Source organism: Mycobacterium bulgaricum (assembly GCF_041287165.2).
GTDB lineage: Bacteria > Actinomycetota > Actinomycetes > Mycobacteriales > Mycobacteriaceae > Mycobacterium > Mycobacterium bulgaricum.
Genome location: NZ_JBGGKV020000015.1, coordinates 1 through 22,642 on the forward strand (window position 1 = coordinate 1; position 22,642 = coordinate 22,642).

Consider the following 22,642-nt stretch of genomic DNA (forward strand, 5'->3'; position numbering starts at 1 on the left):
CCAGTCGGAGGACGAGTCATCACCGGCGGCGAACGAGCAAGACCATCCTCACCCGAACCCGCTTAACAGAATCAATGTCAGTGGGCGTCGTTACGGTTCACAACAGTTCGATCACGTGTTCTATCAATCGAACAGATGATCGAGTACGGTTCGAACACAAGAGCGAATGCGACCCCTGACGGAAAGGCCGACAGATGACCCTCATCGACGATCGTGAGACCTGGAACGAGTTCGAGCGCGCCCCTCGCCTGGAGGTCGGTGGGGGCCACTTCAGGACGGTGTCCCCGACGCGCAGGCCGCAGTCCCGTCGGCCCGCCGGCGCCCCGATGAACCACCGCGGGACCGGTGTGCTCGTGAGCCGTGCATCCCATCGGCGCCGCCCGATCACTCCTGTGACCACGGTGGCGCTCGCGCTGGTGGCCGCAGCGATCACGCTGTGGCTCGGCCTGGTGGCTCAGTCCGGCGGTGTGTCCGGCGTCGAGGCGGAGATTCCGAGCCGCCTTGCGGTCGTGCAGGTCCACAGCGGCGAGTCCCTGCAGCACGTCGCGCAGCGGGTGGCCCCGGATGCCCCGGTGTCCGAGGTGGTCGAGCGGATTCGTGAACTGAACAAGCTCGAGTCCGTGGTGCTCGATGCGGGGCAGACGCTGATCGCGCCGGTCGCCTGACCGGTCGCCGACGTCAAAAGACATACTGCTCAAGCATTCTCGGAAGTCCTGTGATGACGTACGCGCGTTTGGGTCCGGCATTGGGCCGCCCGTGGGTGGCGCAGGTACGCTCAAAGACGTTCGAAGCGGTTGTCTGTCGGTGCGGCGAAGGAGCAGTGATGCACTGTCCGTTCTGCCGCCATCCTGATTCCCGGGTGGTCGATTCTCGCGAGACCGATGAAGGCCAGGCAATACGGCGGCGCAGGTCGTGCCCTGAATGCGGGCGGCGGTTCACCACGGTGGAGACCGCGGTGCTGGCGGTCGTCAAACGCAGTGGGGTCACCGAGCCGTTCAGCCGCGAGAAGGTCATCCGCGGTGTACGGCGAGCGTGCCAGGGGCGCCAGGTCGACGACGATGCGCTGAATCTGCTCGCCCAGCAGGTCGAAGATGCGGTGCGTGCCACCGGATCACCCGAGGTGCCCAGCAACGAGGTGGGGCTCGCCATACTCGGGCCGCTGAGAGATCTCGACGAGGTCGCCTACCTGCGGTTCGCCTCGGTGTACCGCTCGTTCTCCTCCGCGGAGGACTTCGAACGCGAGATACAGGCGTTGCGCGCGCATCGCGAGGTCCCGGCGAAAGGCTAGCTGGCCCTAATCGATCTGCCGCTGCCCGTCATCGACTGCCCGGCCGGCGACCCGCACCCAACCTTCGGCGCTCCAGGTGGTCTCGATGATTGATCCCTGTCCCTGGACAATGGTCAGGTCGCGGCTCAGATACTCGGTGATTCGCACCGCAGCAGCGCCGGTGGCCTCGTCCTCCCGGATACCGAGGTGTGGCGCGAACATCCGGGACCTGATTGTGTTCGCTTCCTTGTCGAGCCAAGTCCACAGATAATGCTCGGACTCATCGGCGTAGTCGTCGGGGTCGGCAGCGGCGAGATCCTCGAGCGAAGCGATGTCGTAGATGGAGAAGGCCGGCGCCCACTCTGCTCGGGCGCTGACCGCGGTGAGGTCGCCGTCGTAGGTGACCTGCACGATGCCTGCGGGCACCTGCAGTGTCCTGATGGGCATGCCACGGTCTTTGAGCCACCATGACACGCCCACCGTTGGATGCCCGGCGAACGGTAGTTCTGTGGTGGGGGTGTAGATACGCGCCTGCGCGTTGTGTAGGCCCGCAGCCGGCGGGGTGACGAAAATCGTTTCGCTGTAACCCAATTCGGTGGCTATGCGTTGGCGATCGCCGGGATCCACCGTGGCGGCGTCCACGACGCCCAGCGGGTTGCCGTATCGGCCGTCCCTGTCAGTGAATACACGCAGCACTGTCACGTCGATGGCCATGCGCCCGATGCTACGTGGTGGGTACCGGGCGGGTCAGGTAGCGCTGCGTTCGTCGGCGCCCATGGCATCGAGGACGGCGACGCGGGTGTCGACATCGCCTGAGATGGCCCGCTCGCTGATGCCGGTGCGCAGCAGTCCGCGCAGATATTCCTGGTCGTAGACAGCGGGTTCGGTGGTGTCGATGAACGTCTCGACGAGTTCGACGAACCTGTCGGGGTCGTCGTGGAAGGGGAAGTGGCCCGATCCCTCGAAGATCTCCAGCCGTGATCCGGGCATCGCCGCATGCGCCATCTCTGCGTGACTGACGGGGATCACCGAGTCGCGGCTGCCCCAGATGAGTTGCACCGGAACCGATTGCGTCAGATAACAGCGGTCGAGCATCGTCACCACCTGACCGCGCCAATCGACGACAGCCCGTAGCGTGCGCGCGAATGCCGATGACGCGGTGGGCTCGGGTAGGTCGGCCAGGATCCGCATCATGTTGGGGATGTCACGGCCGAGTCCGCTCGAACCCAGGAACGGTCCGCCCATGCGTCCTATCAGCCGAAGCGCGGGGAGCACGAGCGGCAGGCGCAGCAGCGCGAGTGCCTCACTGCCCATCGGCAACGATGCCACCCGCAATGCGATGTTGACGTCCTTGGTAACACCGCCGGCGCCGACCAGGATCAATCTGTCGACCAATTGCGGGAACTGGTAGGCGAACTGCATGGCAACACCGCCGCCGAGGGAATGGCCGACCACGGTGACACTGTCGATGTCGAGCACGCTGAGCAGGTCGCGCATGCCGTTGGCATAGGCGGCCACCGAATAGTCCGCACGCGGCTTGTCGGATTTCCCGTGCCCGAGCAGGTCGGGCGCGATGACGGTGAACCGCCGAGCCAGCTGCATCTGCACACTGCTCCACGTGGTCGAGTTGTCGCCGATGCCGTGGATCAGCAGTATCGCGGGGCCGGATCCGGCGACGCGAAACGCCCGCCGGTAGCCGTGAATGGTGCAGTACTGCAGCGTCGGTGTCAGTTCGCGTACGGGACGCAGCTTCGGCGTGCGTTCGGTCATGTCGCCCACTTCGTCGTCAGGCCGGCTGGGGGCCGGCAGAAGTCAGAGACCTTCCCGCGGGTGGTCGTCCCCGTCCTTCCGCTTCTTCTCACCGGCCTGCTGGGCAAGGAACCGCTCGAATTCCGCGCCCAGCTCCTCTCCGCTCGGCAAATCCTCGTCGCGCGCCAGCAGAGACCTGTTCTCCTGTGCGGCAACGAATGCATCGTACTGTCGCTCCAGTGCCTCTACCACTTGAGCGACCTCCGCACTGGCGGCAACCTGCTCGTTGATCTTGTCGAACACGTTCGCGGCGGCCTTGGTCAAGTCGGCGGTCGGCAACTCCAGCGAACCGTTCCGGGCGACTTCGGACAGCAGCGTCTCCGCGGCGGACGGGTAATCGGTCTGCGCCAGGTAGTGGGGCACGTGCACGGTGAAACCCACGACTTCGTAGCCGTGCTGCGCCATCCGGAACTCCAGCAGATTGGATGCGCTGCCGGGCACCTGCACCTCGCCGACCCACGGCTGATGGTCGGCGATGAGCTCCTTGTCGTTGGAATGAGCCGTCAGGGTCATCGGACGGGTGTGGGGGACGGCCATCGGGATGGAGCCCAACCCGATCACACGCCTGACCCCGAGCCGTTCGGACAGCAGCCGCACGGCGGTGATGAAGCGCTCCCAGCGCAGGTCCGGTTCCAGTCCGGCGAGCAGCAGAAACGGCGTGCCCACGTTGTCGTGCAACGCGTAGAGGTTCAGCTCGGGTTCTTCGTAGGCGGTGAAGTGATCGGTCTTGAACGTCATCATCGGCCGGCGCGAGCGGTAGTCGAGCAGTTCGTCGATTGCGAACGACGCGACCAGTTCGGTGTCCAGCGTGTTCTTGAGGTGTTGTGCGGCCAGCTTGATCGCGTGCCCGGCGTCGGAGAAGCCCTCCAACGCATGGACGAGGACCGGGCCCCGTCCGTCGGGGGAGGTCAGCTGCGGGCCGGGGAACTCGAGCTCGTACATCCCGGTCTGCTCTGGCTGATACCGCTGGCCGGGATCCTGTGTCTCGTCCGTCACTAGTCTCGCCTCCTCGCCTCGGTGCGGTCTCACCTGATGGGTGGTTGACCGTGTGCACCAGTGTCTCGCACGACGGTAACGTCACCGCGCCTGCCCGGGCGGGCGTCACCCAGTTGTTCGAACGCGAACACGCCGACGTGACATTCCTCGATGATGACCCGCCTTCTACCCTGCTGCGTCGCTGCGGAAACGCCGGGCGAACGCACGGTGACGCCGGGTGGGGGAGGATGGGCGGGTATGCAACCCTTCGCCGTCGCCCGGGTGCGGCGAGCCTGCGTGTGGGTGCTGGTGACCCTGCCCCTGGTGGTGGGTTGTTCGACACCGCGGGCTGTGGAGCGGCCGGTGCCTGTCGAGGGCCTGCCCGCCGCGCGCCCGATAGCCCCCGACCCACGGGTGGGTGCGGTCTTCGTGGGCGCGGGGGATCTGCATGTGTGCACCGCCTCGGTGCTGGCCCCGCGGTCGTCGAACCTCATCCTGACAGCGGCGCACTGCCTCGTCGCGGACGTCGACACGCGGTTCGTTCCCGGCTTCGGAAGCGGAGCCGACGAAGCGGGGGATGACGCCGCCTGGCACGTCGCGGCGGTCTACCTCGATTCGCGGTGGGTCGCCGAGCAGGATCCGGCGGCCGACTTCGCGGTGGCTCGGGTGGAGCGCGCCGACGGTGCTCGGCTGCAGTCGGTGGCAGGGGAGGGCCTGATGCTCGGCGGCGCTCCCGGGACCGGTGACGAGATCACCGTCGTCGGTTATCCGGCGGGGGTCGGCGGCGGGCCATCGGCGTGCCGGGCCCCCGTGGCGGTCGCACACCACGGGTTTCCGGCGCTGCACTGCGACGGCGTGGTCGGCGGCTTCTCCGGGGCGCCATGGATGTCGGGGACGACGGTGTCGGGGTTGGTCGGCGGGCTCGACGGCGGCGGCTGCGTCGACGAGATCTCATATTCACCGCCGTTCGGCGTCGCGGTCACCGACCTGGTCTCGCGTGCGCTGGCCGGGGCGCCGGGCGACCGGCCGCCGGAGGCGTTCACCGACGGCTGCGAATGACCGCCCTTACGCGCGGAACTGGTTGAGAGCCCGCAGTTTGTTCATCACGTCGAGCGCAGCGACCTTGTAGGCCTCGGAGAATGTCGGATAGTTGAAGACCGCGTCGACGAGGTATTCGACGGTACCGCCGCACCCCATGACGGCCTGACCGATGTGCACCATCTCGGTAGCGCTGGTGCCGAAGATGTGCACACCGAGCAGCCGTAGGTCCTCGGTCGAGACCAGCAGCTTGAGCATGCCGTAGGAGTCGCCTGCGATCTGGCCGCGGGCGAGCTCGCGGTAGCGCGAGACGCCGACCTCGTACGGAATGGCGTCCTTGGTCAGCTCGACCTCTGTGGCACCGACATAGGAGACCTCGGGGATGGAGTAGATGCCGATGGGCTGCAGCTCCGTCATGGCGTGCCGCGGTTCGTCGAAGGCGTGATAGGCCGCCAGCCGCCCCTGATCCATCGACGTGGCCGCCAGGGCCGGGAAGCCGATGACGTCGCCGACGGCGTAGATGTGATCGACCTTGGTCTGGAAGTTGTCGTCGACGAAGATGCGGCCGCGGTGGTCGGCCTCCAGGCCTGCGTTCTCCAGGTCCAGGTGGTCGGTCTGCCCCTGCCGGCCGGCCGAGTACATCACCGTCTCGGCCGGGATCTGCTTACCGCTGGCCAGCGTCGTCACGGTGCCGGCGGAGCCGACATCGACGGCGGTGACCTCCTCGCCGAAGCGGAACGTGACCGCGAGGTCGCGCAGGTGGAACTTGAGTGACTCGATGATCTCGGAGTCGCAGAAGTCGAGCATGGTGTCGCGTTTCTCGACAACGGTCACCTTGGTGCCCAACGCGGCGAACATCGACGCGTACTCGATACCGATCACGCCCGCGCCGACGACCACCATGGAGGAGGGCAGCGACTTCAAGTCGAGGATGCCGTCGGAGTCCAGCACCCGGTTCTCGTCGAATTCCACACCCGCCGGGCGCGCCGGTTTGGTGCCGGTGGCCACCACGATGTATTCGCCTGTGACCGTGGTGCGTTCGCCCCGCCGCGGCTCCTCGACGAGGACGGTGTGCGGATCCAGGAACCGGCCGTGCCCTTCGACCAGGTCGATGCGGTTGCGCATCAGCTGGGAACGCACGACGTCCTGTTCCTTGGTGATCACATGGGTCGTGCGGGCCAGCAGATCGGCCGGGGTGATCTTCTCCTTCACCCGGTAGCTGGCACCGTACAGCTCTCGCTGACTCATACCGGTCAGGTACACGACCGCCTCGCGCAGCGTCTTCGACGGGATGGTGCCGGTGTTGACACAGACGCCGCCGAGCATGCGGCCACGCTCCACGACGGCGACCGATTTCCCGAGTTTCGCAGCGGCGATCGCAGCCTTCTGCCCGCCCGGGCCGGAACCGATGACGACAAGGTCGTACTCCAGCATCGAAGCCATGGGTCAGGTCTACGCCGGTTGCCCGGACCCCGCATGCCGAGGCGCGTCAACAACTGGTGAACAGACGTCGGCGCGCGATCGATCCCCAAACCCGATTTCATCCCCAGTTGCGCGGCGCCACGGCGCCGACGGGGCCGCGACGTCGGAGGCGATTGCCAAGTTTGCGGTATGGCCTCACTACATCAGTTCGGAAACAACGCCGAAAACCATCCCGACTTCTCGGCCGACTGCCCCGGAGCGCTGATCGCGGCACTGCCCGCCGTCCTCGGTTTCGTCCCTGCGAAATCCGTGGTCCTTGTCACCGCTGCCCGCGGCGAGATGGGCGCCGTGCTGCGTGGCGATCTGTACGACGCCACCCCGCAGCGGTTGGGCGAACTGGCCGAACTGGCGTCAGCCTCGGGAGCCGAGATCGTCATCGCCGTCATCGTGGACGACGAGGGGGCCGACTGCCCCGCGTGCTTCGACGACCATCGCTGGCTGGTGCGCACGCTCGCCGGCGAACTCGCCGACAACGACGTGGAACTCATCGCCGCGCACGTCGTCCCCGAGGTCGCCGCGGGGGCCCGGTGGTACTGCGCGGACGGCTGCGGCCGAACCGGCGTGGTCGATGACCCGATGTCGTCACCCACCGCTGTGGCGGCGGTGCTGGACGGTCGGCGCCTCTACGCCACTCGCGAGGAGTTGCTCGCCGTCGTCGCCACCGCCGATCCTGCACGCACCGCGGCGCTCGTCGAGGTCATCGAGCAGGGTGGCGGGCGCGGCCGCGAGCGGCCGGATTCTGCGGCCCGCGGCGACATCGAGCACGTCCTGGCCTGTGCCGAACGCGATGACGACGGGGCAGTGCTGACCGACGCGGAGTTGACCCGGCTGGCCTGGGCGCTGACCGACACGCGGGTGCGCGACACTCTTTATGCGTTGGCCGTCGGTGACAAGGCCGCATCGGCGGAATCGCTGTGGGTGCAGCTCTCCCGAACGCTGCCCGAGCCCTGGCGGGTGGAAGCCCTTGTGCTGCTGGCCTTCTCGGCCTATGTGCGCGGCGACGGGCCGTTGGCGGGAATCTCGCTGGACGCGGCGCTGCGGTGCGGCCCGCACAGGATGGCAGGCATGCTCGATCAGGCGCTGCAGGCAGGCATGCGGCCCGACCAGATCCGCGAACTCGCGGACACGGGCTATCGGCTGGCTACACAGCTGGGTGTGCGGCTGCCGCCCAAGCGGTGGCTCCGCAGCCGGGCGGGCTGAGTCAGACCTTCTCGACCTTGACGGCGTGCGCCATTTCGTGGGGCAGCTCGACCTGCTCGTGGCCGGGGATGACGATCATGACACCGCCGTGATCGTTGACCTCGACGGTCACGCGGGCGTTGGGCACCACGCCGGCGTCCTTGAGGCGGGCGATCAGTTCGACGTCGCCCTGGACGTGTTCGGTCAGCTGACGCACGACGACGGCGACGGGCATTCCCGCCGGGAGCTCGGTGAGGCGCACCAGGCTGAAGGCCTCGTCGGCGAACTCGTCGCCGACGCCGAGTTCGGAAAGGCCCGGGATCGGGTTGCCGAAGGGAGAGGTCGTCGGGTTGTTGAGGACCTGAACCAGTCGACGCTCGACGTCGACGCTCATGACGTGTTCCCAGCGGCAGGCCTCGGCGTGGACCTCTTCCCACGGCAGGCCGATGACATCGACCAGAAGGCGCTCGGCGAGGCGGTGCTTGCGCATCACCGCGACTGCCAGCGCGCGGCCTTTGTCGGTGAGCTCCAGGTGGCGGTCACCTGCGACGTGGAGCAGTCCGTCGCGCTCCATGCGCGACACAGTCTGGCTCACGGTGGGTCCACTCTGGTCGAGACGTTCTGCGATGCGCGCGCGCAGCGGGATCACGCCCTCTTCCTCGAGGTCGTAGATCGTTCGCAGATACATCTCGGTGGTATCGACAAGATCGTTCATTGCACACCCTCCGTCTGAGGTGAGTCTACCGGCCGATGTGGCCCGACTGCGGTCCTTCCCGGAGCGACACGGTCACACTGCGGGCCCACCGCCTGCTCCCAGCAGAAAACCCGCCGGGTCGCCCGGCGGGTTTTCGCGAGGTGGGCTGAGCTGGGTCGGCTCAGCTGGCGTACGAGCGCAGACGGTCGGCACGCTCCCCGTTGCGGAGCTTGGCCATCACCTCGCGCTCGATCTGGCGGACGCGCTCGCGCGACAGGCCGAACAGCTTGCCGATCTGGTCGAGCGTGCGCGGCTGGCCGTCGTCGAGGCCGAACCGCAACCGGATGACCTGCTGCTCACGCTCGTCGAGCGTGGCGAGCACATAGCGGATGTCGGTGTGCAGCAGCTCGGAGATGACCGCATTCTCCGCCGACATCGCCTCGGCGTCCTCGATGAAGTCGCCCAGCGGGGCCTCTTCGTCGCTGCCGACCGGCATGTCGAGGCTCACCGGGTCGCGGCTGTGCTCCAGCAGGTCGGTGATCTTCTCGACCGGGATGCCCGACTCTTCCGCGAGCTCCTCGTCGGTGGCTTCGCGCCCGAGGTTCTGGTGCATCTCACGCTTGATGCGGGCGAGCTTGTTCACCTGCTCGACGAGGTGCACGGGCAGGCGGATGGTGCGGCTCTGATCGGCCATACCGCGGGTGATCGCCTGACGGATCCACCACGTCGCGTACGTGGAGAACTTGAATCCCTTGGTGTAGTCAAACTTCTCCATCGCGCGGATCAGTCCGAGGTTGCCCTCCTGGATGAGGTCCAGCAGCGGCATGCCGCGGCCGGTGTAGCGCTTGGCCAGCGACACCACCAAACGCAGGTTGGCTTCGAGCAGGTGCCGCCGCGCCGCCTCACCGTCACGCACCACCGCCGCCAGATCACGCTTGCGGTTGTCGCCCAAGCGCTTCCGCGTGGCGAGCAGGTGCTGCGCGTACAGGCCCGCCTCGATCCGCTTGGCCAACTCGACCTCGTCGGCAGCGTTGAGCAGCGCGGTCTTGCCGATGCCGTTCAGGTACACGCGCACCAGGTCGGCGGCCGGGCTCTGAGCGTCCAGGTCTTGGTCGATGCGGCTTGTGGTGGCATTTGCCATGGCGGCCTCCTGATCGGGTGGAACTTTCACGGACTACAACGCCCCAGGCGCGCAGAGAGTTCCCACGTTCTCGGAGGTTCACACGTTCTGATCAGCGGTTATTGGTCGAAGACCTGAGAATGTGCTGAGAATGCCCGAAGAAGGCGCTCAGCCAGGAACATCGCCCCGCACATCGTCGCCGCCATGTTGCGGCGCGGTGCGAGGCATGCGTTCGATTGCCGGCCGTTCGGCGGTCGGGAACAGCGGGATGCGTCGAGGGGTGTCGTAGCGGCGGGGCTCCTCGGCGGTCCGCGGCGGGCGGTCGTTGGCGATCAGAACCGCCATCCACGGCAGCGGGATCGAGACCACGATGATGGCCAGCGAGATCAGCCCGTTCTCCCACACGGAGTAGGCCACCGCGGCGAGAATGAGCGCGGGGATACGAAATGCCATCAGCGACAGGTACTTCTTGACGCGGCGGCGGTGCTGCACTTCGTACGCCGGGGCGGCCCGGGTGATCAGGACCGGACGGCCCTCGTCGTCGAAACTTAGCTCTGGGCCTTGTTTCATACCTCCACTGTTCCACACGTGGTCACCTCTGCGCCCGTCCCGTTTCTTACGGATCGGTTGCCAGGCAGAATGGACGCCATGGACACCCAGACGATCGAGCGCACCGAGACCGACGAACGCGTCGACGACGGGACCGACGACGACCGGCCCAAGTTCTTCCACTACGTCAAGAAGGACAAGATCGCCGAGAGTGCCGTCATGGGAACGCACGTCGTCGCACTCTGCGGCGAGGTGTTCCCGGTGACGCGGTCGGCGAAGCCCGGTTCGCCGGTGTGTCCGGACTGTAAGCGGATCTACGAGCAGCTCAAGAAGTAGCAGGTCCGCCGCCGGGCGGACCGTCGGTGACGGGCGCCTGCGGTGCGATCACACCGGGCGCCGACGGGGGCGCCGCCGGCGGCACGGAGCCGTTGCGGCCGTTGAGCGATTCGGCCTTGGCCTCCAGCCACCAGCGGAAGCGCTTGGCGTGTGTCTCGGGGGCCGGCCATTCCTCCTCGATGGCGGCGTTCAACTCGGCGCCGATCATGATGGCGAACCCCAGGAAGAACGCGAAGAGCAGGAAAGCAATCGGCGTGGCCAGCGCGCCGTAGGTGTAGCCGGTGCTCGTGATCCAGGTCAGATAGAGGCGCAACCCCCACGTCGCGATGAGAAAGACGACGGCGGCCAGGACCGAGCCGAGCAGTAGTCGGTGGGAGGGCAGCGGCCTCGGCAGCGAGACGCGGTAGAGCACGTTGACCGCCACTGCCAGTGCGACGAACAGCACGGGGTAATAGGCGAATTGCAGTGTGTGATCCCAGCTGTCGGGGATGTACTCGGCGATCTTGCGCGGCCCCAGCGCCAGGAACGGAGCCGTGATGATCGCGCCCACGAGCATCACCACATAGAGGCCCAGTGCATAGAACCGCTGCCGTACGGGGTGACGCAGCGGCGTCTGGTCATGCGCCTCGGTGATCGAGTCGACAAAGGCCGAGATGGCCGAGGAGCCTGCCCACAACGAGATGATGAAGCCCACGGACACGACCTCGCCGCGGGCGCCCCGAACAATGTCACGGACCGTCGGTTCGATGATCTCGTTCACGACGTTGGAGGAGAAGAACCTCTCGGCCGTGTTGATGATCTGGTCCTGAATGGTCGGCAGCGTCTCCGGTCCGAACAGCGGAGCGATGTAGGCAAGACTGCCGAGCATTCCGAGCAACAGCGGAGGCAACGACAAGGCGCACCAGAATGCAGCCTGCGCCGACTCCGAAAAGATCGAGTCGTCCCAACTCTTGCCCAGCGTTCGCAAGGCGATGTGCCGGACGTGGTGGCGTGACGGTTTGGGCTTCACCGAAGGCCGCATCGGCAGACGCTGTGACTGGTCACTCATGACCAGTCCAGCATCGCCGATTCGTGGTTCTAGGGCTCCAGCGGGCTGACTTGGATCACGGCCGCCAATTCCACGAGTTTCGCCTCGTGCTCGTTGGCGTGGTGTTGGCAGAACAGCAGCTCGGCTCCGGACGGAAGTGTCGCCCGCACGCGAGCTGCAGCCCCACAACGGTCGCAGCGGTCAGCCTTGGTGAGTTCAGGACTGGTGAGCGTTGCGGTCATGGCACCTCCATAGGGTGGTTGCGACGTACATCTACTGTGTCAGACGCTTGGGGTTCCGGCCTTGTTCCCCGGGGGTTCACGGGTGTGTCGTGTCTCACGGGCGCCCGCGTTGCGACAAGGGGAGAGTGCCGATATGCCGGACGAGAGTGGAGGCGAGGTGCTCGTACATCTGTGCACAGCCGCAGAGTGGGAGCAGGCGAAGCGAATGGGTCAGCACTCGCCGGAGTCGCTGAGGGCCGTCGGCTTCGTGCACCTGTCGACTCCGGAGCAGGTCCATCTCCCGGCCAACCGGCTGTACGCCGGGAGGTCCGATCTGGTGCTGCTCCGCATCGACGCTGCACGGCTGACTTCTCCTGTTCGCTGGGAACCGGGCGTTCCGTCCGATCCCGATGGCATGGAGTTCCCACATTTGTATGGACCTTTGCCTGCGGAGGCTGTGATACGCGTCACTGCGTACCGGCCGGGCCGGGACGGTGGTTTCGCCCCGTTGCGCTCTTAGCCGACAAGAGCGCCATTCTCACAATCGACATAGGCCGCTGCCGTGGCGCCTTCCGACTCAATACACTGACCTGCCGTGGGCATCATCTTTGGCTTTGCACCGTGGATCATCTACTGGGTCCTGGTCGGAAACGTCCCGTTCCACACTGCGGTGTTGGTTGCACTTGCCGTGTCCGTCGCAGCGTTCGTCGTCGCGCGGATGGCCGGCTCACCGGGTCGCACGCTGGAAATCGGTGCTCTGGCAACGTTTCTCGTATTGACGGCGGTCACGTTCACCGTCAGTGAGTCGTTCATGGAGCAGTGGTTGCAGCCGCTGAGCAATGCGGGCGTGTTCCTGGCGGCGCTGACGAGCGCGCTGATCGGCCGGCCGTTCGTGCGCGAGTTCGCCGAGGTGGGCCAGCCCAAGGAGGTGGTCGAGAGCGAACCGTTCGCCAAGATCACCTCGGTGCTCACGTGGATCTGGATCGCCGCCTTCGGCGGTATGACGGTGTCATCGGCGATCCCGCCGATCGCGCAGGGCGATGCGACGATCCTCGACACCAGGACCCCGCTGTCCTTCATCTGCTACTGGGTGGTGCCCTTCTCGCTGCTGGGCGTCGCAGCGCTGCTGACCCGCATACTTCCCGACCGCATGGTGCCTCCCGCTGAGGAGATCGTCCGCAAGACCACGTTCGTCGCTTTCGCCGAAGCCGAGATCGATCAGCTCATCTATCTGGCCACCGAGCACGCCAACCGCGAGGTCGGTGCGGGCAAGGAGGCCTACGACATCAGGATCGGCTCGAAGGGCGTCCCGTTGGTCGGAGATGACACCAGGGAATCGTGGCCGTCGACGTACAAGGTGCGCGAACGTAAGCGCTGACACGGCCGTCGCGCGGTATGCCGGCGCGAGGCGCCGAAAGTCTCCTTGATGTGCAGTTTGTTTGCCGTGTTACATTTCAGCTAATCCGAAAGACAAGCTGACGAGGGGACGTCCGCGTGGCACAGCGTGGTGGCAAACATCGGAAATCGACCATCGAGAACGAGGCGGCATGCGGTGTCGTGCCGGCGCGGCAATTGCTCGCCATCGGTACCGGTGGGGTGGCGATGATCGGTGTCGGGGTGCTGTTCGGCATGCACACGGGGGAGCCCGCAATCGCCGACCAGGATGTCCGGCTCGTTTCCTTCGACTCCGTTTGGGTACCGAATGCGCCTGTGCCAGAAGAACTTTTGTGGTTCGGCTACGCCGGATCGCGGGACCACGACAGAGCGTCGTCGGCAACCACCGCGGCGCCGAGCGCCCTGGCGCCTCGGCCGATGATCGGTCCCGGCGGCTGGCTAATCGGCGACGGTGTGGATGCCGCGGCGGACTGCGCGGGCTCGGCGTGCAATGGCGCAAACGGCGGTCTGTTGTGGGGATCGGGCGGAAACGGTGCGCGAGGCGGCAACGGTGGCAACGCCGGGCTGTTTGGCGGTAACGGCGGGCGCGGGGGCGACGGCTACTTCCCGGGCCAGGACGGGGGCGACGGAGGCAATGCCGGACGCTTGGCCTCGACGGGCGATGGCGGCGACGGCGGGAACGGCGCCGACGGCGCCCTCGGCATCGCAGGCGGCAACGGCGGGGCGGGCGGCAATGCCGGCCGCACTCACGGCGACGGCGGCGCAGGTGGTAGCGGTGGAGCGGGCGGCAGGGGACAGGACGGGGTCAACCCGGCCGCGGCGGGAAATGCCGCGACCGGCTCACCGAACTATCTCGGATCCAGCGGTTTGCCGCCGTCGACCAATGTCGTCGATGGCGCATTGATCGGATCCATCGGAGGCCGCGGAGCCGACGGCGCCCCGGGCACGAATCAATCCGGCGGCAACGGTGGTCACGGCCAGGGCGTCACGCCTCTGTTCGCCCCGTCGCACAATTTCGCCATCGGCGGGGCCGGCGGCGACGGCGGCGACGGTGCGGGCGGCGGCGCAGGCGGTAACGGCGGCGACGGCGGCCTGGGCCAAGGCATTTCACCGACAGTGGCCGTCTTCGGCAACAACGGCGGCAAGGGCGGCGACGGCGGTGCCGCGGGAGGCCGCGGCGGCGACGGCGGGGCCGGCGGCAACGTCAAGATGGGCATCGGCGTCGGCTTCGCAGGGCCCGGCGGCACGGGCGGAAACGGCGGGACCGGCGCGGCCGGCGCGACGGGCACCAGTGGCGGAGCCGGCGGCGCCGGCGGCCGCAGTGGGTCGCAGACCGGGAACGGCGGCGCGGGCGGTGCAGGCGGTGCGGGCGGTGCCGGAGGAAACGGTGCGGTCGGCGGTGACGGCGGCAACGGCGGCACGGGCGGAACCGACGTTTCGGACGCAGGCCGCGGCGACGTCAAAGACGGCCAGGGCGGCTTCGGCGGATTCGGCGGTGCGGGCGGTGCCGGCGGTGACGGCGGTGCCGGTGGCGCCGCGGGCAAGGGCGGCGCGGGCAGCGTCGAGGGATCAGCGGGCGCCGACGGTACGCGGGGCGGGACCGGCGCGGGCGGCTCCGGAGGTGCCGGCGGCAAGGGCGGGAACGGCGGATCTGCCGGCGACGGCACGGCAGGCCAGTCCGGCGGCTCGGGTTCGGCCGGTAGCGGCCCGGACGGCAGCAACGGGGGTGCAGGCGGCCGCGGTGGTGACGCGGGCAACGGCAGTCGCCCCGCCGACGACTGACGACGCCCGAACGGCTAGACGGCCCGGGCCTCGATGACCGAAAGCGGGCTCACCGTCGGGATGACCCGCGTCAGCTGAAAGCCCGTCGCGCCGAGAAGCTGCGAGTACTGCGCCCGGGTGCGTTCTTTTCCGTGCAGCGTGATCAGCATCTCCAGGTCGAGCATGTGGCCGATGAATGACGAAGCCCGTTCCGGCAGAACCATTTCCAACAGAATCAGGCGGCCCCCGTCGGCGATCGCGGTGCGGATGTTCCGCAGGATCGTGGTCGAGTCGGCGTCGCTCCAGTCGTGGATGATGTTCTTCATCACGTACACATCCCCGCCCGCAGGTACCGACTCCAGGAACGAGCCGCCGGTGACGGTGACCCGCCCGGCCACACCGGCCTCCTCCAGGAGCGGCGCGGCACCGGCGACCACCGCCGGAAGGTCGTAGAGGATTCCGTTGGCGGCGGGCGCTGCTCGCAGGATCGTGCTGAGCACCGCGCCGTGCCCGCCACCCACGTCGACCACCAGCCGGGCTCCGATGAAGTCATACGCCTGCAGCGCAACGTCGTTCGAGAGCCCGCTGGCCGCCGTCATCGCCTTGTTGAACACCGCCGCGAAGTCCGGGTCGGTGTCGAGGTAGTCCCAGAACGGCATCCCGCGCAGCTTGTCGGAGGCGGGCTCACCCGTCTGCACCGAATAGAGCAGACTTCCCCAGTCGGCCCATCGCGACGGATGCCCGATGAACAACACCATGTCGCGCAGCGATCCTTCCGAATCCGACCGCAGCGCCTCGCCGACGGGGGTCAGGGCGAACCGGCCGTCGCGGCCTTCGCGCAATACCCCGCGGCTCGTCATCGCCCGCATCAGCCGGTACACCGCGTCGGGGTCGGCGCCGATCTGTTCGGCGACCTTCTCGGCATGCGCAGGTCCGCCGGCCAAGCGATCGGCGATTCCGAGCTTGGCGGCGACGTAGAGCACCTGGGTCGTCCATGCCCCCGTCGCGAGCTCCAGGAGGGCGATGTTGCCGGGTGCCGAGGACCGGTGCAGCCGCTGCAGTCCGGCGCGCACGCGCTCGACGGCCTTGATGAGCCGGACCGGCGGGACCCTTTTCGGGGTGGGGGACATCGGAAGTCTGCTTTCGTCGGCGTTGATCTCGTCGCCGACGAATGTAGGTCAGGCCCCTTAAATTTTTCTTGCGCCAGACCTAGTCCAGGTAGTCGCGCACTAGGGACGACTGAGCGTCGTACGGAACCGGCAAGAACATGGTCGTGCGGCACCGCTGTAGTCGTCAATATCCTGTAATGGGCAAACACGCTCAGTGATCTCTGATGGGTTCGCTTCCGGCGAACGGTTGCATCCGGCATGTCGCGCCGCGGAACCCGGCCCGGCCGGAAGTAGCGTCGGTGGCCATGGCGGATGCTGACCGTAACCCCACCTATCTCCGTACCCTCGCAGGCGACGTCGCGGAGTTCCGAGCCGCGTTCGTGTCGTTTCTCGAACTGCACACGCCCACCTGGACAGGTACCGGTCGCGGAATGTTCCCTGCGGTGTCGCCCTTGGACGACGTCGACCAGGCCGATCTGAATGAGCGGCGTGCACGCGTGTCGACCGCCGCTGGCCGCGCCCGCCGGGCACCCGCATTGACCGGTGTCCGCTTCGGCGTCGCGGGCTTCGGCGAAGTCGATCCAATAGCCGCGTGGGGCACCGTCCTCCAGCCCAAGCCATTGCTCGAACCGGAGAACATCATCGACGCGTGCGACCAGATGATCGGATCGCTCGAGGACATGGCCGCGCAAGCAGAAGCCGACTTGCCGCCGACGGTCGACGTCGCGCAGATGCATCCCGCGGTGTGGGGTCTTGCCGCGCGATTGTGGCGGGACGGCCACTACCGGCAGGCGGTGCAGGCGGGCGCGGATGGCGTCGTGCAGCTGCTGAAGTCACGCGTCGGCGGGCCGGAACTCGACGACACCGCGCGGTGGAATCAGGCGTTCTCGGAGAAGGACCCCGAGCCGGGCAGGCCGCGCCTTCGGTGGCCGGGTGACCAGACCGACCGAACCGTGGTCTCGATGAATGACGGACTGCGCCGCTTTGCTCCCGGCACACAAATGACGATCCGCAACCCTGCCACCCACGGGCCGGGCGAGATGACTCAACAGGAGGCTGTCGAACGCCTATCGGTGCTCAGCCTGCTCGCACGGTGGGTCGACCAATGCGACCTGATCGAAGCGCCCGACACCGGAAAGGCACACCTGCGTGATTGAAGTCGCTGTCGGCACCGTTGGCGCGGTGTTCGCCCTACTCGCCTGGCTATCGGCCCGCGAGCGGCATCCGTTCCGGCTCAGCGAGCGACGCGGCGACGTCGTGCAGCTCACCCGCACCCGCCGACCCGCTGTCCAGATCCGGGTGGTGTACGTGTTCCACCGGGCGGAACTGCGCACCGCCGACGCAGCCGCCGACGCGACCTGGCGCAGCCTCCACCGGGACCAATCGCTCATGCTCGACGTCCGGGACATCCCGACCGGCGAGGTAATCAGCGTCGACTACCGCCGCGTGTGGCCGTGGGACCGCCAAGCCTCCCACCGACGCATCCCCGGCTTCGTATCGAAGCTGCTGAGCCGCCGCGGGAACCGGCAGCGGATCGAGGCGCACCGCGCGGCGCTCGACCAGAAGTCGAAGGTGTGGCGGCACTGGCAAGCGCACCTGCTCTAAGCGCCCCGGTCGACACCCGATGCGCTGCGTTCAGAAGCGTTGTGACACAACGTGATACCCCGCTAACACCCCCGCCCGCCCCAGGTCGGGCGCGTTTTCGCGGCCGCGCAATAAAAAAGTCCGAACTACCGCGAGGGGAGTTCGGTACCCGCCCCCTCCAACATTTCCGGGGGTGGGGTCGGGGTGTGGCGTGGTGGGGCTGGGTGCCCGTCAGCGGTCGAAGTTCGGCCAGTTCATGGCCAGGTGGCCGAGGTCGTGATCGGGGTCGCCTGCGGGCGTGTGGGCGGCCGGGCGTTCGTGGTCGCGGCTGCCGTCGCCGCGGGTCCGGTTACAGGTGGCGTGGAGTAGCCGATCGGCGGTCGTGCCGCCCTTGGATCGCGCTTTGGTGTGGTCGGCGTGCAGCGGTTCCCCGTCGGGGTTGCGGTCGGCGTCGCGCCACATCGGCTTGCCGCACCACCAGCAGGGGCGGCCGTCCCGGTGCCGGGTGAGGAGTCGTTCGCGCTGTTGTGTGTGTTGCCATCCGACGCCGCGTTCGCGGTTGGTGCGCTTGCGTTTCCCGCTCGGTGGCGGTTGGACGCGTCCGGCGCGTGACGGCATGTCGAACCTCTCGGGGGTGTCGGGTGGTGCGGCACCCCGGCCCGGCCGCGGGGCGAAGGTTCCCTCCTGGCCGGGGTGCCGCTGCGCCGGACCCGACCCGGATGGCATTCCTTCCGGGTTCCGGGTTCCGGGTTCCGGCACGGCCTGGGCGCATCACGCGGACAGCACCGAACGCGACGCCCAGGGGTTAGCGGGTCAGTAGAACCACCCGGCGGGTTGGGCGAGGTCGGCGTTGTCGGCGGCGTGGCCGATCTGGGACAGCGGCACCGCGGTTTCGTTGGGTGTCGCGGCGAGCACGTCGGCCATGCCGGGGTCGGCCTCGATGAGCGTCACCCAATGCTTGCGGCGGGAGGCCATGATCTTGCCCTTGTCGATCGCGTCGTCGACGGAGGCCTCCACCTTGGCACGTGCGGCGGCCGCGGCGATCTTGCGGCCTTCGGCGGCGTCGCGGCGCAGTGCGTCGGCGGTGGCGGTGTCGATGACCTCCATGCCGTTGCGCTTCGCGGCGGCGGCCACGGTCGACGGCTTGGCCGGGTCGAGGGCCTCGACCTGGGCGGCGAGGTCGACGATGGTGTCGATGACGAGCCCGGCGTCGGTGTCACCCGGCGCAGCTTCGGGCAGGCCGAGCAGCTTCAACAGGTCGGCTTCCTGGTCATCGTTGAGCGTGAGTGCCATTGTACTGCAATCCTTTCCGTGCGCTTAGGCGCTGAGTCCGCTGATTTTTTTGGCGGCGTATGGCCGGTCGACGGCGAACGCGGGCACGGCGTAAGCCTGGACCCACTTGGAGCGGGTCGAGCGGTCGTCGTACACCTCGACGGTCAGCGGCACCTCGAAGCCGATGGTGCCGACCGCGCCCTCTTCGGCGACGAACGCGACCCCGGCGGGAATGCGCGGGTTGGCAAACATGCCGTTGGTGAACCCGGCCGAGGCGAGCATGTCGTCGAGGTTCTCGGCGTAGGCGGTGCGCAACTGCCGGGCCTGTTCGGGGTGCACGATGACGACGTTGTGGCGGACGCCGCGCTCCTCGAGGTCGGCCATCTCCTGCGCTTCGGCGAAGTGCGCGGTGGGCCGGTCCGCGGACGGGGTGATGGCGTCGAGCGGGCCGACCATCACCAGGTCGTCCCAACCGGTCGCCGGGACGAGGCTGCCGATGGTTGCGGCTTGCAATGCCGCAACGGCGCGGGTGTCGAGCTTGCGGGCGATGGTGTTGGCGAGCTGCGTCACCTGCTGGTCGAGGTAGTTGACGGCGTTGCGGGTCAACTGTTCGTCGGTGACCTGGAAGCGGCCGCCGTAGTCCTCGACGAGTGCGAGGCGCACGTCGGGGTCGACACCTTCGACGACGCGGTACTCGCTACCGGGTGCACGCTTTTCGACGTCGCTGGTGAACAGGTCCGAGGCCGCCACCACGCTGTAGGCCAGCGCGCCGCCTTCGACCCGTGCGCCGAACTGCCGGAAGAACCGCGGCAGCAGGATCTGGTCGTCGGCGAGTGCGGCGATGCGGTCGCGGATGATCGTGGGCGACCGGAGCGCGATGTCGAGGGTGAGGGTGCGGCCGTTGAGCGTCGGGATCAGTGGGCTGGTCATTGAGTGAATCCTCCCTAATAGAGCGAGATTTCGGCGGTAGCGGCATCGGCCGCCCCGGTGACGGCGTAGCCGACGGCGACACCGGCGGCCTTGGTGGCGGCGGTGCCGTTCGCGCCGACCTGGACCTCGGCACCGGCGGCGATGGCACCGGCGGCGATCACGCGCACGACGCGGGAGTTGCCGCGCACGACGCGGACCAGGCCGCCGGTGGGTGCGTCGTTGCCCGCGACGCCGCACGGCCGGTCACCGGCGGCAGCCGGGGCGACGGCGATATTGCCGCCCGCGGTGCGGTTGCCGCTGATCTTCACGAACCGGCGCGCAGTGACCGCGACGGTGGCTTCGGCGGTGATGTCCTTGCCGGGGTCATAGACCGACGGGTTGGTGATCGTGGTGCTCACGAGGGTGTCCTTTCGTAGGAGACGGTTCGAGCGGTGCGGGTGCGGCGTGCGCGTGCGACGGCGACGGCGACGGCGCGGGAGCGGTCACCGGGTCGTGGTGTCGCGGCGACCACGACGCGGCGCGCGGCCGAGGCGGCGACGCCGTAGAGGCCGGTGATGTCGGCGAGTGTTTCGATGCCCGGCGCGGTGCCGCCTAACAGGGCGACGGCCTGGATCACCAGCGGCCACACGGTGCCGTCAGGCGCGGTGTAGTCAATCAACGCCTCGACCGACCGGGACGGGTAGGAGTGCGGCAGCAGCGACGCGACGGCGGCGGGCACGTCCACGAAGTCGCCGACGAGCACGGCGTCGCCGTCGGCGAGTCGGAGGTTGTCGACGCGGCCGAGCGCCGGGCTGCCGTCGAAGCGGGGATCGGTGTGCCCGATCTTCAACCGCGGCCGCGGCAGCACACCGGCGGCGTGGGCGGCGACAGCGGCGCGCAGGTCGTCGGCGGTGACCGCCCACTCCCCGGTGCTGATCTCCCACGTGCCGACGCGCACCAACTCCACGCCGCGGATCGTGCGCACGTTAGGCACGGCGATCACCCGCGGCGTTGGTCCCGTTTACGTGCGCGGTGTTCGGCGAGGTGGACGACCGCGGCGGCGTCGAACTGCCACCGGGTGCCGGTGTAGGTCGCGGGGATGCGGCCACGGCGGGCGAGGTCGCGGACAGCGCCGGGTGTGACGCCGAGGGTGCGGGCGGCCGCACCGGTGCCCATGACTGCCGCATGACCGCGAGCGTCCACGGGAACCTGTTGTAGCGCAAACAAACTGACGGTTCCGCTGTCGGTTCGGGGTGAATCGTCAGCGATCCGTGACGCTTTGCGGAGCTTGGCGGTGATCGCGGCCAGGCGCGGCGACGGCGTAGACGGCGTGGGGTTGCCGCGTGCGTCGCGCAACCGGCCCAGCACGTCGCCGAGCAGGTCGAGCGCGCGCGCCACGTCGGCGGCCTCGGCCGGATCGAGCAGCACCGCGCCGGGCGGCAACCGGATCACGGCGCGCCGCCGTCGTCGGTGTCGGCGATCGCGGCGAGTTCGGCCACCAGCGCGGCTTCGATGTCGGCGCGGGTGGCGTCGGCAGGCAGCAGCAGAAGCGGTGTACCGGCGCGGAACACGTCGCTGATCTTCATGCCGGGCCGGTCGTGGCACACGATGAGCGCCAACCGGACGGCCTCGTCCTGCATGTCGCTGTCGCCGCGCATCTGGGCGAGCGCGTTCATCACCGACGCGCGCAGGCACCGGGTTTCGTGGGCGGTGTCGTCCACCTCGACCGCGGCGGGCAGGCCGGCCATTGCGGCGAGGTAGTCCCGGAGGGCGGCGATGAGGTCGGCGTAGACGATCCCGGCGGCGAAGTCCGCGGCGGCGGCGAGCTGGTCGGCGGGTTCGGACACCGGCAGTCCGGTGATGTGGTCGATCGCGCCGGACCCTTCGGCGGCGATGCTGGCGGTGAGCGCGCCGCGCACGGTGTCGGCGATCCGGTGCACGCACAGTTGGGCGTGCGCCCACCCGCCCGGACCAGCTTCGAACCGTTCGAGCACCTCGTCGAGCGCGTCGATGACGGCGGGTCGGTGTTCGGCGGGTAGCCGGTCGCGGATGGCGACGGCGACGGCGTGCGGCATCGCGTCGAACACCTCCGGGCCGAACCCGGCGGTGGCGGTGTCGATCGCGTCCGGCACGTTGAACCCGGCACCTTCGCGCCGCAGCACCGCGACGGCAATCATGGCGGCGTCGCGGTCGTCGATCAGGTCGCGGCGCACCATCTGCGGGTTGCGTTCAACGATCGGCGGTAGGCCGCGGGCGGCCCGTATCCGGTTGACGCGCGCCAGCGCGTCGGCTTCGGTCGGGTCGTCGTCGTGTGGCCGACTCGGGTGGTGGGTCATGGGATCTCCTTGCGTGGGTGGACGACCGGCGCGCAGCGGGCGCACAGGCCGGTCCTGGTGGGCTGCCCGCACACCGGGCACGGGTCGGCGGCGCGGGCGGTGGCGTAGCCGACCGCGAACCCGATCAGCAGGCGAACGGAATCAGCCAGGGCGGCAATCACGGTGTGCGCTCCTTCGGTGGGTGTTCGATGCGTTCGGCGGCGTCGACGATCGCGTCGGCCAGGGCAATGGCCTCGGATACGGTGAACGTCAACCGCAGCGGCCCGGCCCGAACCTGCACCCGCGGCGGCTTGCGCTTGCCGACCACCACGGGCCGGATGTTCCCGTCTCCGTTCAGCCGCACGGGACACCCCCGACCTCCCCGGCGTGCGGGGCGTCAGAAACCCACCCCTTATAGGGGTGGTGGGTTTCGTGAACGCTGGCCGCGTGAACGGCGTGAACGGTCGCGTGATCGCGTGACCTGCGGTGATGCCGCGAACGTGACCGGCCGTGACCGCCTGTGATCGGTGCCCGGCGCAAAAGTCGCGTGATCGCTCCTGACCTGCGGTTATTGCTCAAAACGTGATCGGGCGTGATCGG

At 68.3% G+C, this 22,642-nt stretch carries 29 protein-coding genes; 10 read left to right on the forward strand and 19 right to left on the reverse strand.

Annotated elements, in window-relative coordinates; translation table 11 throughout:
• Positions 1-194 precede the first annotated feature (194 nt).
• Positions 195-665: a LysM peptidoglycan-binding domain-containing protein gene (locus tag ACAG24_RS26125; RefSeq protein ID WP_370475317.1), complete on the forward strand. Its 471-nt coding sequence runs from the start codon at positions 195-197 to the stop codon at positions 663-665.
• A gap of 158 nt (positions 666-823) precedes the next feature.
• Positions 824-1,288: a transcriptional regulator NrdR gene (nrdR, locus tag ACAG24_RS26130; RefSeq protein ID WP_024445924.1), complete on the forward strand. Its 465-nt coding sequence runs from the start codon at positions 824-826 to the stop codon at positions 1,286-1,288.
• Between the two features lie 6 nt (positions 1,289-1,294).
• On the opposite strand, the gene ACAG24_RS26135 is transcribed toward nrdR, so the two are convergent.
• Genes ACAG24_RS26135 through ACAG24_RS26145 form a run of 3 tightly spaced genes read right to left on the reverse strand, consistent with a single transcriptional unit; the run spans position 1,295 to position 4,018 of the window.
• On the reverse strand, positions 1,295-1,981 hold the full coding sequence (locus ACAG24_RS26135) for a PhzF family protein (protein WP_370475318.1): 687 nt from the start codon (positions 1,979-1,981) through the stop codon (positions 1,295-1,297).
• Between the two features lie 33 nt (positions 1,982-2,014).
• The gene (locus ACAG24_RS26140) at positions 2,015-3,037 is read right to left on the reverse strand and encodes an alpha/beta fold hydrolase (protein ID WP_370475319.1); all 1,023 of its coding nucleotides are present in this window, start codon (positions 3,035-3,037) and stop codon (positions 2,015-2,017) included.
• Between the two features lie 42 nt (positions 3,038-3,079).
• Positions 3,080-4,018: a proteasome assembly chaperone family protein gene (locus ACAG24_RS26145; RefSeq protein WP_370475415.1), complete on the reverse strand. Its 939-nt coding sequence runs from the start codon at positions 4,016-4,018 to the stop codon at positions 3,080-3,082.
• 291 nt (positions 4,019-4,309) lie between these two features.
• On the opposite strand from ACAG24_RS26145, the gene ACAG24_RS26150 reads away from it, so the two are divergent.
• Positions 4,310-5,110, forward strand: a complete 801-nt coding sequence (locus tag ACAG24_RS26150; RefSeq protein WP_370475320.1) for a trypsin-like serine peptidase — start codon at positions 4,310-4,312, stop codon at positions 5,108-5,110.
• A 6-nt stretch (positions 5,111-5,116) separates the two neighbouring features.
• Here the strand turns inward: ACAG24_RS26150 and sthA are convergent, their stop codons facing one another.
• Positions 5,117-6,523 (reverse strand): Si-specific NAD(P)(+) transhydrogenase, encoded by a 1,407-nt coding sequence (gene sthA / locus ACAG24_RS26155; protein WP_370475416.1) that lies wholly within the window; start codon positions 6,521-6,523, stop codon positions 5,117-5,119.
• A gap of 177 nt (positions 6,524-6,700) precedes the next feature.
• On the opposite strand from sthA, the gene ACAG24_RS26160 reads away from it, so the two are divergent.
• Positions 6,701-7,771: a DUF4192 domain-containing protein gene (locus ACAG24_RS26160; protein ID WP_370475321.1), complete on the forward strand. Its 1,071-nt coding sequence runs from the start codon at positions 6,701-6,703 to the stop codon at positions 7,769-7,771.
• A gap of 1 nt (position 7,772) precedes the next feature.
• On the opposite strand, the gene ACAG24_RS26165 is transcribed toward ACAG24_RS26160, so the two are convergent.
• The 3 genes from ACAG24_RS26165 to ACAG24_RS26175 form a co-directional block, all read right to left on the reverse strand.
• Positions 7,773-8,465: an iron-dependent transcriptional repressor DtxR gene (locus ACAG24_RS26165; protein WP_370475322.1), complete on the reverse strand. Its 693-nt coding sequence runs from the start codon at positions 8,463-8,465 to the stop codon at positions 7,773-7,775.
• Between the two features lie 160 nt (positions 8,466-8,625).
• Positions 8,626-9,585: a sigma-70 family RNA polymerase sigma factor SigB gene (gene sigB / locus ACAG24_RS26170; RefSeq protein WP_270715310.1), complete on the reverse strand. Its 960-nt coding sequence runs from the start codon at positions 9,583-9,585 to the stop codon at positions 8,626-8,628.
• A gap of 147 nt (positions 9,586-9,732) precedes the next feature.
• Positions 9,733-10,134, reverse strand: coding sequence for a DUF3099 domain-containing protein (locus tag ACAG24_RS26175; protein ID WP_370475323.1), 402 nt, complete (start codon positions 10,132-10,134; stop codon positions 9,733-9,735).
• 78 nt (positions 10,135-10,212) lie between these two features.
• Here ACAG24_RS26175 and ACAG24_RS26180 point away from each other — a divergent pair, with 78 nt between their 5' ends.
• The gene (locus ACAG24_RS26180; RefSeq protein ID WP_024445914.1) at positions 10,213-10,449 is read left to right on the forward strand and encodes a DUF3039 domain-containing protein; all 237 of its coding nucleotides are present in this window, start codon (positions 10,213-10,215) and stop codon (positions 10,447-10,449) included.
• On the opposite strand, the gene ACAG24_RS26185 is transcribed toward ACAG24_RS26180, so the two are convergent.
• Positions 10,439-11,497: a YihY/virulence factor BrkB family protein gene (locus ACAG24_RS26185; RefSeq protein WP_370475324.1), complete on the reverse strand. Its 1,059-nt coding sequence runs from the start codon at positions 11,495-11,497 to the stop codon at positions 10,439-10,441. The genes ACAG24_RS26180 and ACAG24_RS26185 overlap by 11 nt on opposite strands.
• Positions 11,498-11,526: 29 nt before the next feature.
• Complete coding sequence (locus ACAG24_RS26190; RefSeq protein WP_278038528.1) at positions 11,527-11,718, reverse strand: DUF7455 domain-containing protein; 192 nt, start codon at positions 11,716-11,718, stop codon at positions 11,527-11,529.
• Between the two features lie 133 nt (positions 11,719-11,851).
• Between ACAG24_RS26190 and ACAG24_RS26195 the strand changes: the two genes are divergently transcribed.
• The 3 genes from ACAG24_RS26195 (at position 11,852) to ACAG24_RS26205 (ending at position 14,874) form a co-directional block, all read left to right on the forward strand.
• Positions 11,852-12,217, forward strand: a complete 366-nt coding sequence (locus ACAG24_RS26195) for a DUF952 domain-containing protein (RefSeq protein WP_370475325.1) — start codon at positions 11,852-11,854, stop codon at positions 12,215-12,217.
• Positions 12,218-12,292: 75 nt separating this feature from the next.
• Positions 12,293-13,075: a hypothetical protein gene (locus ACAG24_RS26200; RefSeq protein WP_370475326.1), complete on the forward strand. Its 783-nt coding sequence runs from the start codon at positions 12,293-12,295 to the stop codon at positions 13,073-13,075.
• A 116-nt stretch (positions 13,076-13,191) separates the two neighbouring features.
• Positions 13,192-14,874, forward strand: a complete 1,683-nt coding sequence (locus ACAG24_RS26205) for a hypothetical protein (protein WP_370475327.1) — start codon at positions 13,192-13,194, stop codon at positions 14,872-14,874.
• A 14-nt stretch (positions 14,875-14,888) separates the two neighbouring features.
• Here the strand turns inward: ACAG24_RS26205 and ACAG24_RS26210 are convergent, their stop codons facing one another.
• Positions 14,889-15,983, reverse strand: a complete 1,095-nt coding sequence (locus ACAG24_RS26210) for a methyltransferase (RefSeq protein WP_370475328.1) — start codon at positions 15,981-15,983, stop codon at positions 14,889-14,891.
• 284 nt (positions 15,984-16,267) lie between these two features.
• On the opposite strand from ACAG24_RS26210, the gene ACAG24_RS26215 reads away from it, so the two are divergent.
• Complete coding sequence (locus ACAG24_RS26215) at positions 16,268-17,119, forward strand: TIGR02391 family protein (RefSeq protein ID WP_370475329.1); 852 nt, start codon at positions 16,268-16,270, stop codon at positions 17,117-17,119.
• Positions 17,112-17,567: a hypothetical protein gene (locus tag ACAG24_RS26220; protein WP_370475330.1), complete on the forward strand. Its 456-nt coding sequence runs from the start codon at positions 17,112-17,114 to the stop codon at positions 17,565-17,567. The genes ACAG24_RS26215 and ACAG24_RS26220 overlap by 8 nt, the downstream gene beginning before the upstream one ends.
• 210 nt (positions 17,568-17,777) lie before the next feature.
• On the opposite strand, the gene ACAG24_RS26225 is transcribed toward ACAG24_RS26220, so the two are convergent.
• The 9 genes from ACAG24_RS26225 to ACAG24_RS26265 all read right to left on the reverse strand — a co-directional run bounded on the left by ACAG24_RS26225 (position 17,778) and on the right by ACAG24_RS26265 (position 22,406).
• On the reverse strand, positions 17,778-18,272 hold the full coding sequence (locus tag ACAG24_RS26225; RefSeq protein WP_370475331.1) for an HNH endonuclease: 495 nt from the start codon (positions 18,270-18,272) through the stop codon (positions 17,778-17,780).
• An 87-nt stretch (positions 18,273-18,359) separates the two neighbouring features.
• The gene (locus ACAG24_RS26230) at positions 18,360-18,839 is read right to left on the reverse strand and encodes a hypothetical protein (RefSeq protein WP_370475332.1); all 480 of its coding nucleotides are present in this window, start codon (positions 18,837-18,839) and stop codon (positions 18,360-18,362) included.
• A 24-nt stretch (positions 18,840-18,863) separates the two neighbouring features.
• The gene (locus tag ACAG24_RS26235; protein ID WP_370475333.1) at positions 18,864-19,748 is read right to left on the reverse strand and encodes a major capsid protein; all 885 of its coding nucleotides are present in this window, start codon (positions 19,746-19,748) and stop codon (positions 18,864-18,866) included.
• Between the two features lie 14 nt (positions 19,749-19,762).
• Positions 19,763-20,146: a capsid cement protein gene (locus ACAG24_RS26240; protein ID WP_370475334.1), complete on the reverse strand. Its 384-nt coding sequence runs from the start codon at positions 20,144-20,146 to the stop codon at positions 19,763-19,765.
• Entirely contained in the window at positions 20,143-20,721 is a 579-nt protein-coding gene (locus ACAG24_RS26245) for a hypothetical protein (RefSeq protein WP_370475335.1), read from the reverse strand. Before ACAG24_RS26245 ends, ACAG24_RS26240 begins: the two co-directional genes overlap by 4 nt.
• Positions 20,722-20,726: 5 nt before the next feature.
• A complete protein-coding gene (locus ACAG24_RS26250) occupies positions 20,727-21,179 on the reverse strand; it encodes a helix-turn-helix domain-containing protein (protein WP_370475336.1) in 453 nt (150 codons plus the stop codon).
• On the reverse strand, positions 21,176-22,063 hold the full coding sequence (locus tag ACAG24_RS26255) for a hypothetical protein (protein WP_370475337.1): 888 nt from the start codon (positions 22,061-22,063) through the stop codon (positions 21,176-21,178). Before ACAG24_RS26255 ends, ACAG24_RS26250 begins: the two co-directional genes overlap by 4 nt.
• Positions 22,060-22,224: a hypothetical protein gene (locus ACAG24_RS26260; protein WP_370475338.1), complete on the reverse strand. Its 165-nt coding sequence runs from the start codon at positions 22,222-22,224 to the stop codon at positions 22,060-22,062. The genes ACAG24_RS26255 and ACAG24_RS26260 overlap by 4 nt, the downstream gene beginning before the upstream one ends.
• Positions 22,221-22,406, reverse strand: coding sequence for a hypothetical protein (locus ACAG24_RS26265; protein ID WP_370475339.1), 186 nt, complete (start codon positions 22,404-22,406; stop codon positions 22,221-22,223). The genes ACAG24_RS26260 and ACAG24_RS26265 overlap by 4 nt, the downstream gene beginning before the upstream one ends.
• Between the last annotated feature and the right edge of the window lie 236 nt (positions 22,407-22,642).